The 15183-nt window shown below is 52.9% G+C and carries 12 protein-coding genes; 2 read left to right on the top strand and 10 right to left on the bottom strand.

What is annotated here, in order from left to right:
- Position 1: 1 nt before the first annotated feature.
- Entirely contained in the window at positions 2-3673 is a 3672-nt protein-coding gene (locus tag ACO064_RS03435; RefSeq protein ID WP_421826011.1) for a sensor histidine kinase, read from the top strand.
- Positions 3674-3699: 26 nt separating this feature from the next.
- On the opposite strand, the gene ACO064_RS03430 is transcribed toward ACO064_RS03435, so the two are convergent.
- Both ACO064_RS03430 and ACO064_RS03425 read right to left on the bottom strand, forming a co-directional pair.
- On the bottom strand, positions 3700-4263 hold the full coding sequence (locus ACO064_RS03430; protein ID WP_421826010.1) for a DUF4256 domain-containing protein: 564 nt from the start codon (positions 4261-4263) through the stop codon (positions 3700-3702).
- Positions 4264-4433: 170 nt separating this feature from the next.
- A complete protein-coding gene (locus tag ACO064_RS03425; protein ID WP_421826009.1) occupies positions 4434-5201 on the bottom strand; it encodes a toxin-antitoxin system YwqK family antitoxin in 768 nt (255 codons plus the stop codon).
- Positions 5202-5307: 106 nt separating this feature from the next.
- Here ACO064_RS03425 and ACO064_RS03420 point away from each other — a divergent pair, with 106 nt between their 5' ends.
- A complete protein-coding gene (locus tag ACO064_RS03420) occupies positions 5308-6873 on the top strand; it encodes a glycoside hydrolase family 43 protein (protein ID WP_421826008.1) in 1566 nt (521 codons plus the stop codon).
- 533 nt (positions 6874-7406) lie between these two features.
- On the opposite strand, the gene ACO064_RS03415 is transcribed toward ACO064_RS03420, so the two are convergent.
- From ACO064_RS03415 to ACO064_RS03380, 8 genes are all read right to left on the bottom strand, one after another.
- Positions 7407-8411 (bottom strand): hypothetical protein, encoded by a 1005-nt coding sequence (locus tag ACO064_RS03415; protein ID WP_421826007.1) that lies wholly within the window; start codon positions 8409-8411, stop codon positions 7407-7409.
- Positions 8412-8621: 210 nt separating this feature from the next.
- Positions 8622-9062: a hypothetical protein gene (locus ACO064_RS03410; RefSeq protein ID WP_421826006.1), complete on the bottom strand. Its 441-nt coding sequence runs from the start codon at positions 9060-9062 to the stop codon at positions 8622-8624.
- Between the two features lie 104 nt (positions 9063-9166).
- The gene (locus ACO064_RS03405) at positions 9167-9331 is read right to left on the bottom strand and encodes a lmo0937 family membrane protein (protein WP_114407910.1); all 165 of its coding nucleotides are present in this window, start codon (positions 9329-9331) and stop codon (positions 9167-9169) included.
- A gap of 221 nt (positions 9332-9552) precedes the next feature.
- Positions 9553-11043, bottom strand: coding sequence for an FGGY family carbohydrate kinase (locus ACO064_RS03400; RefSeq protein ID WP_421826005.1), 1491 nt, complete (start codon positions 11041-11043; stop codon positions 9553-9555).
- A 4-nt stretch (positions 11044-11047) separates the two neighbouring features.
- On the bottom strand, positions 11048-12028 hold the full coding sequence (locus ACO064_RS03395; protein ID WP_421826004.1) for an ABC transporter permease: 981 nt from the start codon (positions 12026-12028) through the stop codon (positions 11048-11050).
- 11 nt (positions 12029-12039) lie between these two features.
- Positions 12040-13542: a sugar ABC transporter ATP-binding protein gene (locus ACO064_RS03390; RefSeq protein ID WP_421826003.1), complete on the bottom strand. Its 1503-nt coding sequence runs from the start codon at positions 13540-13542 to the stop codon at positions 12040-12042.
- Between the two features lies 1 nt (position 13543).
- Positions 13544-14173 carry a DUF2291 domain-containing protein gene (locus ACO064_RS03385; RefSeq protein ID WP_421826002.1) on the bottom strand — a complete coding sequence of 210 codons (630 nt, stop codon included), beginning with the start codon at positions 14171-14173 and terminating at the stop codon, positions 13544-13546.
- A gap of 9 nt (positions 14174-14182) precedes the next feature.
- Entirely contained in the window at positions 14183-15160 is a 978-nt protein-coding gene (locus ACO064_RS03380) for a D-ribose ABC transporter substrate-binding protein (protein WP_421826001.1), read from the bottom strand.
- Positions 15161-15183 lie beyond the last annotated feature (23 nt).

Here is a 15183-nt window from a genome sequence, read left to right as displayed (position 1 = left end):
AATGAGTCGGTTTGGATCATGCCTTTGCTGGATTGCCCTGTTCATGCTGGTAAATGCCGGGATGGCGGTTGGCCAGTCTGTCGGGGCAGATGAAGGAGTGCCGCCGACGCGACTGTATTTGCCCGAACAGTACAACGCGAACGGGCAAAATTTTGCCGTAACGCAGGACCAGCGGGGCGTCATTTACGTCGGTAATTTTGCCGGGGTGCTCGAATACGACGGATTGAACTGGCGGACCATCCCCACCGCCAACATCACGAAAGTGTCGGCGCTGCTGCGGGCCAAAAGCGGAACCCTTTATGTGGGAGCCAATGGTGAATTTGGCGTTCTGAAAGCCGACAGCACCGGAACACTCGGGTTTGTCAGTCTGAGTCAGCGGGTCAAAAGCCGGTTTAACGAGGTTCTGTCGGTGCTCGAAATGCCGGATGGAATCTATTTCATCACCCAAAACCGGGTGTTTCGCTGGAACGGAAAAACCGTCAACGAATGGGCGGTGGAGCAGGCAGTTTTGTCGGCGTTTGAGGTCAATCAATCGCTCTATCTGTTTCGGAAACAAAGCGGTTTAGGCGTGTTTCGGAACGGTTCGATCAGCCCGGTCAGCCAGAGCGGGAATGTGCCGCTGTTGTTTGACTTGCTTGACATCCTGCCCTTGAGTAAGGATAAGTCGCTGCTAATCACCAGCAACCAGGGATTGTTTCAGTTGTCTGACAACACCATCGACGTTTTCAGCAGCCCGGTCAACGCCTTTCTTTCGGCTAACCAGGCCACCAGTGGCGTGGTGTTGAGTGATCGCACCATAGCCATCAGCACGTTGCGGGGCGGCATGTTGATTCTTGACCCCAACGGACAACTCAAACAGGCCATTCGGGGCATCGAGGGGCTGACCGACCAGCTTGTCAATGCGATGTTTACTGACCGCGAAGGGAACGTCTGGCTGGCCCTCAACAACGGCCTGGCGCAGATGGAGGTGCCTTCGCAACTGACTTTGTTCGGCACGTCGTCGCGGCTGACGGGCGAAATCATGGACATCCGGCGGGTAGGCGGCACGGTTTATCTGGCTGCGGTGAACGGTCTTTTTCAACTGACCAATTCGGTCGTTCGTCCGGTGCCGGGCCTGAACATGAGCTGTTTTTCACTGGCCGAAGCTGCCGGTTCGCTTTTTGTGGCCACCAGCAAAGGCGTTTATCAACTGACCGGTAATCAGAAACAGGCTCTGACGCAGGCGTATGCACTCAGCCTGTCGGTGTCCCAAAAAGATCCGTCGCGTCTGTACGTTGGAACGGAAAACGGTGCGGGCATGCTGACGGTTTCCCGCGGAAAACCGGCGTCTTACCGGCCCATTTCCGGTTTTTCGGAGCGCGTGGTGGGGATTCACGAAGATCAGACCGGCACGGTTTGGCTCGAAACACTGACGGCGGGTTTACACCGGCTGATCGCTACGACGAAAGGGGTTCAGGTGGTGGAAAGTCAGCAGGGTTTGCCTACCTTGTTTTACAACCGCGTTGCGGTTACGACGCAGGGTGTGCTGGTTTTCAATGAAAAAGGCATTTTTCGGTACAATCCGCAGCAAAATCGCTTTGCTGCTTATAATCCGTTTGGAACGGATAAACCGGGGACGGCGTATTGGAAAAATAACCTGATGGAAGACCGGAGCGGGAATATCTGGACGGTGGAAGGCGATAAAAAACGCGTGACGCTCTATCAAAAACAGGGCAACGGTTTCAAGGAATTCACGACGCCATTTCTGCCGATTTCCACCTCGCCGGTCAACGTTATTTACCTGGATCAGCAGGGGCTGGTGTGGTTTGGCGGGCGCGATGGCGTGATTCGCTACAATGCGGGCATTGCCAGAAAATACGCGTTGCCGTATCAGGCTCTGATTCGGAACGTGCAGACACTGGACGAGAAAAACCGGTTCAGCGATGTGAGTTTCGAGTATGCAGCGGCCAGTTTTCCAATTGCAAAAGGCCTGAATTTTCAATACCGGCTCGAAAATTACGACAAAGCATGGTCGGACTGGACGTCGGAAAGCAAGAAAGAATATACCAACCTGCCGCCGGGCCGCTACGTGTTTCGGGTGCGCGCCCGGAATATTTACGAAACCCCGAGTCGGGAAGCGACCTATTCCTTCCGGGTTTTTCCGCCCTGGTATGGTCGTTGGTGGGTGATCACGTTGTTTGTTCTGGCTGCCGGTTTGCTCATTTACCTCCTGGTGCGGTGGCGGCTGAAGGTGTTGATGCGGGAAAAGCAGGCGCTGGAAACCCTGATTCAGGAGCGGACGGAAGAGGTAGTCAGCCAGAAATCGGAACTGGAAAAGCAGTCGGAGGAACTGGCGATCAAGAACGATCAGCTCGAAAAAATTGACCTCATTGTGCAGTCGATCAATGCCGAAATCGACTTTGCTAACCTTTTTCAGACCATTCTGACGAAGTTTTCGGTGATTCGGAACATGACCAGTGCGAGCTTTCTGGTGTATGACAAACCGACGGATTCATACCGTTTTAAGGCGTTGCGGAGTAATCTGGAGCTGGCGCAGGTTGCGTCCGTTGGGCTTACGCGCGAACAGGCCGAAAACCGCTACCTGTCGCAAACCGTCGAAATCTTTGAAGATATTTACCTGAAAAATGACGTTTATTACGAACCGCTAAACAGCCCGATTGATGATCTGGATACACCCAAGTCGTTAATTACCATTGTGATTGAAAACAAAGGCCACATCGAAGGGTTCATTACGCTCGAAAATACCACCCGGTCGGGTGCGTTCGACCAGCGCGACATCAGCATGATCGGGAATCTGCGGGAACACCTGATTGCGGCTTTCATCAAAACCCGGCTGCTGGAAAACCTTGAAAATACCCTGCACGATCTCCGAAATACGCAGAACGAACTGATCCGCCAGGAGCGGCTGGCGTCGGTTGGACAGTTGACGAAAGGCATCGTGGACCGGATTTTGAACCCGCTCAATTACGTCAGCAATTTCTCCCAGTTGTCGGAAGAAATCATCCACGAATTTGCCGACCGGCTCAAGCAGGAACAGGATTCGCTCAGTGCCAATGTGCGGGACGACATCATGGATGATCTGGACGTGTTGAAGATGAACCTGGCTAAAATTCAGGAACATAGCGCCAGCACGACCCGGATTCTGAAAGACATGCAGGTGTTGCTGCGGGAGAAATCCCGGGACTTTCAGGATACCGATCTCAACCAGTTTGTCGAAACCAAAGCCCGTTTTGCGTTGCGCGAAATGAAAGGCGATTACCCGGATTTTGCCATCAATCTGGTGCTGAATCTGGACCAGAAGCCCGTCCGAACCAGCCTGTTGCCGAACGAATTCGGGCAGGTGGTCCAGAACATTGTGAGCAATTCGTATTATACCCTGTTCGAAAAGAGTAAGCTTACCAAAGATTTCATGCCCGAGATGCGGATTGTCACGAGTCGGGTAGATGATCAGGTCATTTTACGCATCCGCGACAACGGCAAAGGCATTCCGCAGCGGGAAATCGCCAACCTTTTCAACCCGTTTTTTACGACCAAGCCTACCTCCAAAGGCACTGGCCTCGGCCTGTTCATGACCAAAGACATCGTGCAACTCCACCGGGGAAAAATCGAAATCAACTCGAAAGAAGGGGAGTATACCGAGATTCAGATGACGCTGCCGGTTTTGGGCGACTAGTGCATGATGGCGGTTTTGTAGGCTGGCTATACCCTCAGCGAGCCGCGGAACGCCCGGGCTGCATAGTACGATTCGGCACCGTTGTGGTAGACGAAAACCGTATTGTAGCGACGGTCGCAAAAGAGCGCACCGCCGAGTTTTCGGATCTCGGCAGGGGTTTGTATCCAGCTCGATGTTTTGGTGTCGAACGTTCCCAATTGCTGTAACGCCCGGTATTGTTCTTCCGTTAAAAGCTCGATGCCCATATCGGACGCCATCTCAACTGCACTGTTGGCCGGTTTGTATTCTTTCCTGGATTCCAGCGCTGCATGGTCGTAGCAAAGGCTTCGGCGGCCTTTGGGACTTTCTGCCGAGCAATCGTAAAAAATGTATTCGTCCGTCTGCTGATCATAGCCCACCACATCCGGTTCACCACCCGTGGTTTCCATGTCGTCGAGCGACCATAATTTAGCCGGATTCGCTTCCAGTCTGGCCTGCACCTTCGCCCAGTCAATCCCGGCGTGGCGGTTTCTGTTTTTCTCAAAACGGGCTTTTAACAGGGTAAGAAGTTCTTCCTTTTGTTCGGGCGACAATTCGGTTTTAGTACTCATTATGGGTGGATGGTTTTAGGGCCACAGATCGACAGACGATGTGCATTGTGAGTTTGCTGGTATCGTCGGTCAGGTGTTCAAATTCCGGAAATTCAAGCTGAGTTGCAAAAGGCATATAACCCACGAAAGTAGGTTGAACGGGTTGGGCGGTTGTCCTTACAGAACAGGCATTACTGGATGTCGTAACTGCCGCCAAAAACTTTGCCATTGCTGAAGTAGATGCTAATCAGCAAATCGCTGGCAATGGGCTGATCATCGACGATAACGGGTTGCCAGCGGGGCATATCCCGCAGGGCCGTTACGAGTTGACGGGCCAGTTCGCGTTCGGCCGGGGGGCGGTTCTGGATGTAGGCCAGCGGCTTGAGTCCAAACAGAATGCCTTCTTCCGACAGGGTTCCTTCCAGGGTGAAAAAAACCGAGGGTTCGGTGGGCTGAATGTGACGAAGCCGCTCCTTCAATACCGTGATAAACTGCTTCTTACCGCCTTCAAATTCCGCTTTTTTGATCAGCGGCTGGCACTCGACCGGGGTTCCTTCGGGCGTAAAACATTCGCCTTTCCGGGCTGTTCCCAGCTTATATAATTCCCGGCGTTTCGGGGAGCCATCTTCATAATACGAAAAATAAGGCCCGTTGATCTGGCTTTCTTTAAAATCGCAGGTCCAGTGCAACTGCCCGTTCGGATACCAGGCGCGGGTTTGTCCGTGGCGGATTCGGAGCTGAAAATCCCGGTAATGTTCTTCTAAAAGCCGCCGGTTGGCTTTGTCATACACGCGGAAGGTAGCCACGCGTTTCCAGCGATCGTGGTAGGTGACTTCCTCAATCGAATTCTGTAATTCCCGGCGTTCGATCCGGTTCTTCATCCGGCGACTTTTTTTGTTTTCGTCGTCGGGCTGGGCGACCAGCAAGGTGGCCAGGGCTATAAGAAAGAAGCTGTTCATCGGGCGCGGAATGGATTTTACTTTTCACGTACTATATAGCTGCGAACGCGTACTTTTGTTCAAGGGAATCGGGTCGGCCAGTTCATTCAGTAACTAAAAATAACGCATGAAGTCCATTTATATAACCATTACTACATTTTTTTTATTTTTTCAGGGTCTGGCGCAGTCGCGTCCACAACCCGGTCCGACGGTTACCTACCGCAATCCGGTCATTGCCGGTGATTTTGCCGATCCGTCGGTCATTCGCGTGGGCGATACCTATTACGCGGCCGGTACGTCGTCCGAATGGGCGCCTGCCTACCCGATTTATTCGTCGAAGGATCTGGTCAACTGGGCCTATGTCGGGCCGGTTTTTACCGCCCTGCCCGAGTGGACGATGGGAAGTTTCTGGGCACCGGAACTGTACCACCGCAACGGCATTTTTTACGTCTATTACACTGCCCGCCGGAAATCAGACCAGCGCTCGTTCATCGGCGTGGCCACCACCCGCGACCTGCGGAAAGGCTTCACCGATCATGGCGTTCTGCTCGAATGGACATCCGAAGCCATCGACGCCTTTGTGCTGGAAGATCAGGGGAAACTTTACATCACCTGGAAAGCCTACGGGCTGGACAAAGGAAAGGCCATCGAGCTATTGGGCGCCGAACTGTCGCCTGATGGGTTGAAGGTGACCGGCAAAGAATTCACCTTATTAACGGCAGAACGCGACAACTGGGAAGCAGGTGGCGCGGAAGGGCAGGCGTTGTTTAAACGGGGGCGGTATTTCTACATGCTCTATTCGGGTAATACCTGTTGCGGAGCCCATTGTAACTACCAGGTTGGTTTTGCGCGGGCCGAAAAACTGCAGGGGCCGTGGCAAAAATATGCCGGTAACCCGGTGCTGGTGGGCGACGACACCTGGAAATGTCCCGGACACGGAACCGTCGTGACGACCCCCGACAACCGCTATTTCTATTTGCATCACGCCTATAACGGCACCGATTTTACGTTTACGGGCCGCCAGGGCGTTCTGAGTGAGCTGGTTTGGGACGAAAAAACGCAGTGGCCGGTTTTCCGCTACGGAACCACGACGCCCGCGCAGGCCGAATCGCCCACCCGAATGGGGCAGAAAACGGATGTCAATTTAGCCGTCGATTTTGGAAAACCGGTGGGTGATTTGCCCTGGGTCTGGGATGTCAGTTTGCCAAAACCGGCGTTTAGCGTGGCGGATGGTTCGTTCAAAATGCAGAACAACGTTGCTACGCCAACCGGAAATTTTCTGGGATTCGTCCTCAAAAAAGGCACTTACACGTTTTCAACTACCGTTGAACCGCAACCGGATGTGTTGCAAAGCATCACGCTGTATGGCGATGCCGCGAATGCACTGGGGTTCGGGGTTCGCCAGGGAACGCTGGAACTCTGGCAGGTGAAAGAGGGTGTCCGGCAAATCCTGAAATCGCAACCGTTGCCGACAACGACCGCTGTGGTTCATTTGCAGCTAAAAAGCCGTTTCGGCCAGTTCTATGATTTTTCCTGGTCGACGGAAGGAGGGAAGCCCGAACCATTGCTAACGATGCCGGTCAATGGCGGCTACCTGCCCCGCTGGGATCGTGCCCCGCGCGTCGGCCTCAGCGTTTTCGGTGAAAAACAGGGCTACGGGGTCGTGCGGTCCATTGGAATGCAGTATCATTGATATTAGTAAAGATTGAGTTATCCCGCCGTTGATCAGGTTTCTATCCTACGGGATTTTTTCATTGGATTGATTGCCGATGATTCGGCGGGTTAAAACCGCTACAAAATGGATCATCCCTACGGGATTTTCTGCGGGATTGATCGTTGATGATTCGGCGGGTTAAAACCCACCGCTACAAGATGTTTCATCCCTACGGGATTTTTCCATTGGATTGATCGTTGATGATTCGGCGGGTTAAAACCCACCGCTACAAGATGTTTCAGCCCTACGGGATTTTCTGCGGGATTGGTTGCCTGTGATTCGGCGGGTTAAAACCCATTGCTACAAAAATGGATCATCCCTACGGGATTTTACCCCTTCGCGGATGATCAAAACCCGCAATCCCGTAGGGATGAATCATCTTGTAGCCCCCGGTTTCAACCGGGTAGGGTAAGATTAATGAGGTGTGTCCAGAATCCCGTAGGGATGACCGATTAAAAGCCAAAGAATATATTTTTTGAAACGGCTGTGATTTCTTTTGGAACCATCCGTTTTCAGGGCAAACCGCCCGTAATTTCCTTCAAATAATCAAAAAACGCTTTCTTTCGGGGTGAGCTGATCTGCCAGTTGACGGGAATCGACTGATAACCGTCGTTGAAGCTTTCGTCTTTCATGCGGTAGTCGAAGAACCCCCAGGAAGCATAGGCGCTGGTGGCGGCCTGAAAATTATTGGCGGGTTTGTCAAAATCGAAATGGTCATCCTCATTAAAGACTATCGGCATGGAGCGGTACCCGGCCACGGCGCGGGTTTGCTGAACCATGTCGGCAATCTTGACGGCCTCTTTCACGCCATTGCCGTGCAGAATCAGATAGTCGGCTTCCCGCACCACGTTCTCTTGTGGGATTTTTCCGCCACTATAGCTCGTGCTAACCAGAAACCGGTGGCCGTTTCGTTTCTGTGCTTTCACGCGCCGGATCAGTTCATGAACCCGCTCCGCTTTCAAAATGTCGTGGTCATACCGGATGTCACACTCGTTGTTGATCTCGACCAACACATTCCGATAACCGCCATTTGCCAAAATTTCCATTGTATTGTCAACGGCATTGACGACAGCCGCTTCATTTTTTAAGTACTCATCCTGCCCGAAATAGAACAAACCGAGAATAACCACCATGCCCAGCTCGTCGGCCTTGTCCAGAATTCGCTTCAGCCGGTTTGCAAAGTAGGGTTCATAACTGCCATTGGAGTTGAACATCGAATTGATCCACGGCTGGTCTTTGGAGTAATCTTCCGGGCTGCCGCCCTGCAAATTGAGCGTTATCGCCAGCAAACCGTGTTTTTTCCAAACCGGCATGGCGGCAACAAACTCTGCGGTGTTGCGGTTGGGGTCCCAGGTTTTCGTGTCGGGATAGGCCCATTTGGAGCGGGTTTCCGGGTTGCGGTCGTCAAAAATACCCTGTACCATGCGGGAATTGGGCAAAAGGCCTTCGATCTTGTGGCCATTCCAGGTGCGCCCCTGGAAGGTGGGTTTGCTGTTGATGTAGAACTGGTCGCCCACGATGGAAACCGTCGTTTTGCGTTTGGGCGGTTTGGATTGCCCGGCCGACCAGTGCGGGAGAAAACAAACAAAACACAGGCTGACAAGAGGGCAAAGGGACGGTTTTTCATGAAGGTTCAGGAACGGAGTTGGGCAGCAAGGTATTCATTTCCCGAAAAAAGAAAAAGGGCACCGTTCGGGTGCCCTGCGTTCATCAGTCTGTGCCGGTTTTTAGCTCCGGTTTCGTTGTTCCAGTTGATAAAGCCGGTCGCGTTGCCGGGAGGTCAGCACGGAGAGCAAGTCTTTCCGCTTTTGTTGCTGCAACTGCCGGTATTCACGACGGTCGTTGCGTTCGTTGCGGGTCAGGCCCCGGCGCTCGTAGCGATCCTGAATGTTCCTGATTTCGCGTTTCTGGCGATTGGTCAGGTTTAGTTCGTTCTGCCAGCGTTCCAGTTTATTTTCGAGGGGAATCTCCCGAACGTTGGGGTTATCGTAACGGCCGTAGCGATCATCATTTCGTCCATAGCGGTCATCATTGCGGTCGTAGCGGTCGTTCACGGTGGGCCTTTGCGTCGTACAACCGCCAATCATCAGGGCCACAGCCGTTACCATGATCAGTATCTTTTTCATGTTCGTATCGAATTGTTGTTCGTTGATGTGTTTTGGATGCATATCGGCAGCGAAGGTTTAATGGGGAATGTAAAATAGATGGAAAAGCAAAAAGCCCCCGGAAAATTCCGGAGGCTTTACCTATATAATCTGTTGATTTCGGCTCTCTACACAACCCGGTCTCCGCGAATCAATCGTAAGATAATGGCAATGACGGCAATCACCAGCAGAACGTGGATGATGTTACCCATACCAAAACTACCAAAGCCCAATAATCCTACCAGCCAAATGATGATTAAAATCACCGCAATGACATAAAGCAAATTTCCCATGACGTTTCCTGTTTTGGTTGAATGTAATTGTGATACGTTTAAGCATTAGAAAAATGCGTGCCAATTGTGAAAAAGGCGTTTTTTAAGCAGAAAACGGCTGTTTTTAACTTTTTTAGCGGAAAGTTGTACCCATAAATGACACAAATTGGTGTCATAGTGTAGAAAATAGTACCCACTTCTGTTTGGCAGCAGGCTGGTTTCTGGACGAAGAGAAGAAAGGATCAGTTTGGTGTTTCGCCCAAAGCAGCCAGCCAGCCAGCATAATAAAGTTGTGTGGTAGCAGAGTCTTCCGGGTGGATCGACTTTTTCGCGCTATTCAGACTTTTGAGGTGGGTCAGACTTGGATAAACACCGGCCTTCAACCCCGCGAGGTAAGCGGCCCCCAGGGCTGACACATCCGGCATGCCGCCGTGGCCGACCGTTTTGCCGAGCAAATCGGTCAGAAATTGCAGGAGAAACCCGTTGGCGGTCATCCCGCCGTTCACCATCAATTCATGCAAGTGGATTCCCGTGTCGGCTTCCATCGCCACGATGACATCCTTAATCTGGTAGGGAATCGACTCCAGGGCCGCCCGCACCAGGTGGTTTTTGCTGGAACCAAAGGTGAGCCCGGAAATGGTTGCCTTGCGCGCCATCTGCCAGTGGGGCGCCCCCAAACCGCTGAACGCCGGAATGATGTAAACCCCGCCGTTGTCGCTGACGGCCGTAGCCATCGCTTCGGTTTCCTGGCTTTCAACAAAGAGGTTCAAACTGTTTTTTAGCCATTCGATGGTGGCTCCGCAGGTGACGATGACGCCTTCCAGGGCGTAATCTACCCGGTCTTCGGTGCTCCAGCAAACCGTGGAAACCATTCCGCGTTTCGACTCCTGAAGCTCCGAACCAATGTTCATGAGGATGGAGCAGCCGGTTCCCAAGGTCGCTTTGGCCGTGCCGGGTTCAAAACAGCCCTCGCCAAATGCAGCCGCGTGGGAATCGCCAATGAGAGCCGTAATTGAAAGGGGATGATCGAACAAGCCGTTGAAGTTCGACGCGCCGAACAAAAAAGCCGACGGTTTGGGTTGGGGAAGATTCAGTTGGGACAAACCAAAAGCCGCCAGCAGTTCCGTGTCCCAGTCCAGCGTTTTCAGGTTGAAAAATAACGTTCGGGAAGCGTTGGTGTAGTCGGTAAAATAGGCCTGGCCGTCGGTTAATTGATAAAGCAGCCAGGTATCGACCGTACCGAAGTAGGCGTTTCCGGCATCGACGGCCTGCCGCACTTTTTCGTTGTTTTCGTAGAGCCAGATCAATTTTGTTCCCGAAAAATAAGGATCGATGAACAGGCCGGTTTTGGCTTTTACCTGCTCTTCAAGCCCTTCGGATTTGAGTCGCTCGCAAACGTCGATCGAGCGTTTGCACTGCCATACGATGGCGTTGTAGAGCGGCACGCCGGCCCGATCCCAGACCACGAAGGTTTCGCGCTGGTTTGAAATGCCGCACGCCCGAATGGCTTGAAGATCACCACCCTGAGCCGCAAACGTTTCGATGCATTTTCTGACGGAAGCCAGCACATTGGCGAATAGCTGTTCAGGATCCTGCTCGACGTAGCCGTCGCCGTAATACCGGGTTCTGAGCGGTTCCGACGCCCGCGCAACGGCTTCTCCGTGTTCGTTAAAGAGCAGCGTTTTCGTACTGCTCGTGCCCTGATCAATTGCCAGAATAAAGCGGTTTTCCATGTCCTTATTCGCCTTTGGTGCTGGATTTGTCGATGATAACGGCCAGTAGGATGACGATTCCCTTGACAACCTGCTGCCAGAACGGCGAGACATTCAGTAGCACCAAACCGTTGTTCAACACGCCGATGATGACCGCGCCCTGCACCGTGCCGAGGATGCTGCCCCGTCCGCCCGACAGCGAAGTGCCGCCAATCACCACAGCCGCGATGGAATCCAGTTCGTAGCTCGTTCCGGCATTGGGTTGCGCCGAATCCAGCCGGGACGTCACCAGCAATCCACCGACTGCCGCCAGCGCACCGGCCAGGGTGTAGACCCCTATTTTGATGCGGTTGATGTTGACACCCGAAAGCCGGGCCGCACTTTCGCTGCCGCCAATGGCGTAGACGTACCGGCCAAACCGGGTCTGATCCATGAGTAAAACCGTGACCAGGACAATTCCGCCGGAAATCCAGACCGGGAGCGGAATACCTAAGAACCAGCCGGTTCCGAGAAAGGTGAACGAATCGCCCAAACCGGTGATGGGAAATCCCTCGGTCCAGAGCATCGTTAAGCCCCGGGCGATGGTGAGCATGGCGAGCGTAGCGACAAACGGCGGCAGTTTAAACCGGGTGATCGCCCAGCCGTTGAACCAGCCGAGCATACTGCCGGTCAGGATTCCGGCGACGATGGCTCCGAAAACCGTAAAACCGATGTACAGATTATTGGCGGGGAGTTCAATTCCGTTCCGCAGCAAACCGGCGGCAATGGCCCCCGAAAGGGCCAGCACCGAACCGACGGAGAGGTCGATGCCGGCCGTCAGCACCACCAGCGTCATGCCGACGGAAATGCAGACGTTGACTGAGATTTGCCGCAGAACATTCCAGCCGTTGGCCACGGTAAAAAACTTGTCAGACAGTAAACCGATCACGATGCAAAGCAGGAGCAGGGCAATCAGTGATTGAAATTTAAGAATAACGGGTCGGTAGGTTTGCAAGGAGATTTGCATGGGGGCCTTCGTTAAAGGGTTTGAGGAATAGCGGCTTTCAGAATCTCGTCTTCCGAGGCATTGGCAGACAGTTCGGACGTCAAATTTCCTTCACTCATGACCAGAATGCGGTCGGAAATCGCCAGAATTTCCGGGAGTTCCGAAGAAACCACGAGAATGCCCATGCCTTCGTCGGCCAGTTGCAGAATGAGCTTATAGATTTCATTTTTGGCGTTGACATCAATGCCGCGCGTGGGTTCGTCCAGCATCAGGAGCTTTGGTTGGGTCGCCAGCCATTTCGACAGAACGATTTTCTGCTGGTTGCCCCCGCTCAGATTCCGGGCGGTTTGCTTTTCCGACGAGGTTTTTATCTTCAGTTCGGAAATATACTTATTCGCCAGTTTGGACTCTTTCGATTTGCTGAGAAAACCGCCCCGTTCGATGTTGTTGAGGTTGGTCAAACTGATGTTCGTCCGCACATCCAGCCCCAACACCAGCCCGTCTTTTTTGCGGTCTTCCGGCACCAGCGCCAAACCCGCTGCAATGGCGTCGCCGGGCGATTTAAAATGCTTTTCCTGCTCATCCAGCCAGATTTTGCCGGTGGTTCGCTTCGGATGCAGACCAAAAAGCGTTTCGAGCAATTCGGTTCGTCCCGCGCCCATCAGCCCGAAAATGCCAACGATTTCGCCCCGCCCCACCGTGAAGGAAAGGTTTTTGAGCTGGTTTTCCTGCGTTCGTTCGGGGTGCTTCAGGCATAGATTCTCCACCGACAGCAGCGGTTTGGGAGGCAGAAAACCGGCTTGCCGACGGATCGTGTGAACCGCCCGCCCAACCATTTTTCGAATGATGTCATCGTGGGTCATGCCCTGCATTTCGCCGGATTCGATGGATCTTCCGTCGCGCAGCACCACAAACCGGTCGGCCATTTTGAACAGTTCGTCCAGTTTGTGCGAGATGTAAACGATGGCTTTCTTTTCCTTTTTTAAATCCGCGATGATTCTGAACAGCACGTCGACCTCGCTTTCGCTGATGGCCGAGGTGGGTTCATCCATGATGATCACTTCCGAGTCGATCAGCAGCGCTTTGGCAATTTCGACCACCTGCTGCTGTCCCACTTTTAGCTCCGAAACCAGCGTGTCGGGGCTGATGGACAGATTTAGCCGGTCGAGCAGTTGCCCGGTCCGCAGTCGCATAGCCTTCTTGTCGAGTGTTCCCCAGCGGGTGGTCAGTTCGCGGCCCAGAAAGATGTTTTCGGTAATAGTCAGGTACGGAATCAGGTTCAGTTCCTGGTGGATGATGGCAATGCCGCAGTCCTGCGCGTTGCGGGGAGAGGCAAACCGAACGGGGTTTTCCTTATACCAAATCTGACCTTCGTAGTCTGGATAAACGCCCGACAGGATTTTCATCAGCGTGGACTTACCGGCACCGTTTTCACCAATCACCGCCGTCACTTTTCCGGCCTGAAATTCCAGGCAAACGGCGTCCAGCGCGGTTACCCCCGAAAATCGCTTCGTTATGTTTTCCGCTCTTAGCATATCATGTACCCACGGACCGGATAGAAATCGGAATAACTTCGATGGCTTCGGTATGCAGATGAGTCCGGTTCAGTTCGATGGCTCCGGTAAATTCCACTTCAACACCGGTTTTGGCGCGGGTTTTAAACGGAGCCACCACCCGCTTCCGAATGATCTGGTTGATTTCCGCCGAGACGTTGTTCAAATCCATCGTATTGGTAAATTCCGTCAGGCTGATTAGCCCCGACGCATCGCGGGCGGCATTCCCGAAAATGTATTCCGTGGCCACGATGATGTCAGGCCCGTTGGTCAGCGAAACGGTGACGTCCTGATCGCGAACTGCGGTTATTTTACCCTGCCCTTTGACCAGAAAATACCGGATGTTGCCGATACTCATCGCGTTTGAATGCGCAGCAAACGCCTGGTCTTTGTCGGTTTTCAAGGCCTGAATCAAGGTGGACAGATCGACTGCTTTGGTGGTTGCGGGCAGTAGTTTGGTTTTCCAGAAGGCATCGGCGTAGGCTGCGGCATCGAACTCCGTCCGGGCACCTTTGGCCTTTACTTCATCCAGTTTTTTGAAATAAACGGAATTGTACACCACTACCGCCAGCAGCAAAAGCAACGCTCCGTACTTTAACCCCGGTCTATTCATGGTTTAGTTTTATTTTATCAATGCGCTGTAATCCTTGATGTTAGCCTGCGAAACCAGCTCGACGGCCACCGGCATTTTTTGCGGAAAATTCCGTTTTCCCTTGAAATAGTCGCCGGCATAGAGCGCAGCGGTTTTCGCCATCGTCTCGGGTGATTGCAGACCGGTCGCCATGATTTTTCCATTGTTGATCGACTCGATTACATCCAGTGCGCCGTCGAAACCGTAGACCTTGATGTCGCGGGTTTTTCCGGCCGCCATCACCGCCTGGTAAGCGCCCATCGCCATCGCGTCGTTCCCGCAGAAAATCCCGTCGATGTCGGGGTGGGCCTGCAAGATCGATTCGACCACTTCCAGGGCTTTGTTTCGGTCGAAATCGGCACTTTGCTGGGCTACCATCTTGAAAGCCGGGTACGAATCCACGACGCTGTGGAATCCCTTCGACCGGTTCCAGGTGTTGTTGTCGCCCACCAGACCCAGAATTTCGACGTATTTGATCGCGTCGCCCGACGGTTTTTTCGGTATCGTTTGAACAAAATATTTCCCGATGGCCACGCAGCCCGCGTAGTTGTCGGACAGAATCTGGGAGGTTGCCGCCCCGCTCGAATTAACTTCACGGTCCATGCAAAACACCGGAATACCCGCTTCTTTGGCTTTCAGAACATTCACAACCGAACCGTCGGCATCCGTTGGATTGAACAGAATGGCGTCGAAACCGGAGACAATGGCGTTTTCGAAATGATCGGTTTCCAGCGCCGTATTGTTCTGGGAATCAAAGATTTTGGCTTCGTATCCCAGCGATTTCGCCTGAGCAGCCGCCGTTTCGGCCAGCACCACAAACCAGGGATTGTTAAGCGTCGAAATGATAACCGCAACCTGTTTAGGCTGGTTTTCGCTGGCCGTTTTCTGACATCCACCAGCGATGAGAAGGGCCATCACCAGTAGAATTACCGGAATTCCTTTTGGATTGAAATTGAAAACTTTTTTCATTAGGACTTATGTCTGATAATTCG

It is taken from the genome of Larkinella sp., assembly GCF_965227735.1.
Taxonomy (GTDB): Bacteria; Bacteroidota; Bacteroidia; order Cytophagales; family Spirosomataceae; genus Larkinella.
Note: the sequence above shows the minus strand (reverse complement) of the source record. Positions and strands in the feature narration are given on the sequence as shown.

Bases quoted from the DNA above. Each gene is read 5' to 3' on its own strand.
- ACO064_RS03435 (WP_421826011.1), top strand. From the start codon at position 2: ATGAGTCGGTTTGGATCATGCCTTTGCTGGATTGCCCTGTTCATGCTG.
- ACO064_RS03430 (WP_421826010.1), bottom strand. From the start codon at position 4,263: ATGAGTACTAAAACCGAATTGTCGCCCGAACAAAAGGAAGAACTTCTT.
- ACO064_RS03425 (WP_421826009.1), bottom strand. From the start codon at position 5,201: ATGAACAGCTTCTTTCTTATAGCCCTGGCCACCTTGCTGGTCGCCCAG.
- ACO064_RS03420 (WP_421826008.1), top strand. From the start codon at position 5,308: ATGAAGTCCATTTATATAACCATTACTACATTTTTTTTATTTTTTCAG.
- ACO064_RS03410 (WP_421826006.1), bottom strand. From the start codon at position 9,062: ATGCATCCAAAACACATCAACGAACAACAATTCGATACGAACATGAAA.
- ACO064_RS03405 (WP_114407910.1), bottom strand. From the start codon at position 9,331: ATGGGAAATTTGCTTTATGTCATTGCGGTGATTTTAATCATCATTTGG.
- ACO064_RS03400 (WP_421826005.1), bottom strand. From the start codon at position 11,043: ATGGAAAACCGCTTTATTCTGGCAATTGATCAGGGCACGAGCAGTACG.
- ACO064_RS03395 (WP_421826004.1), bottom strand. From the start codon at position 12,028: ATGCAAATCTCCTTGCAAACCTACCGACCCGTTATTCTTAAATTTCAA.
- ACO064_RS03390 (WP_421826003.1), bottom strand. From the start codon at position 13,542: ATGCTAAGAGCGGAAAACATAACGAAGCGATTTTCGGGGGTAACCGCG.
- ACO064_RS03385 (WP_421826002.1), bottom strand. From the start codon at position 14,173: ATGAATAGACCGGGGTTAAAGTACGGAGCGTTGCTTTTGCTGCTGGCG.
- ACO064_RS03380 (WP_421826001.1), bottom strand. From the start codon at position 15,160: ATGAAAAAAGTTTTCAATTTCAATCCAAAAGGAATTCCGGTAATTCTA.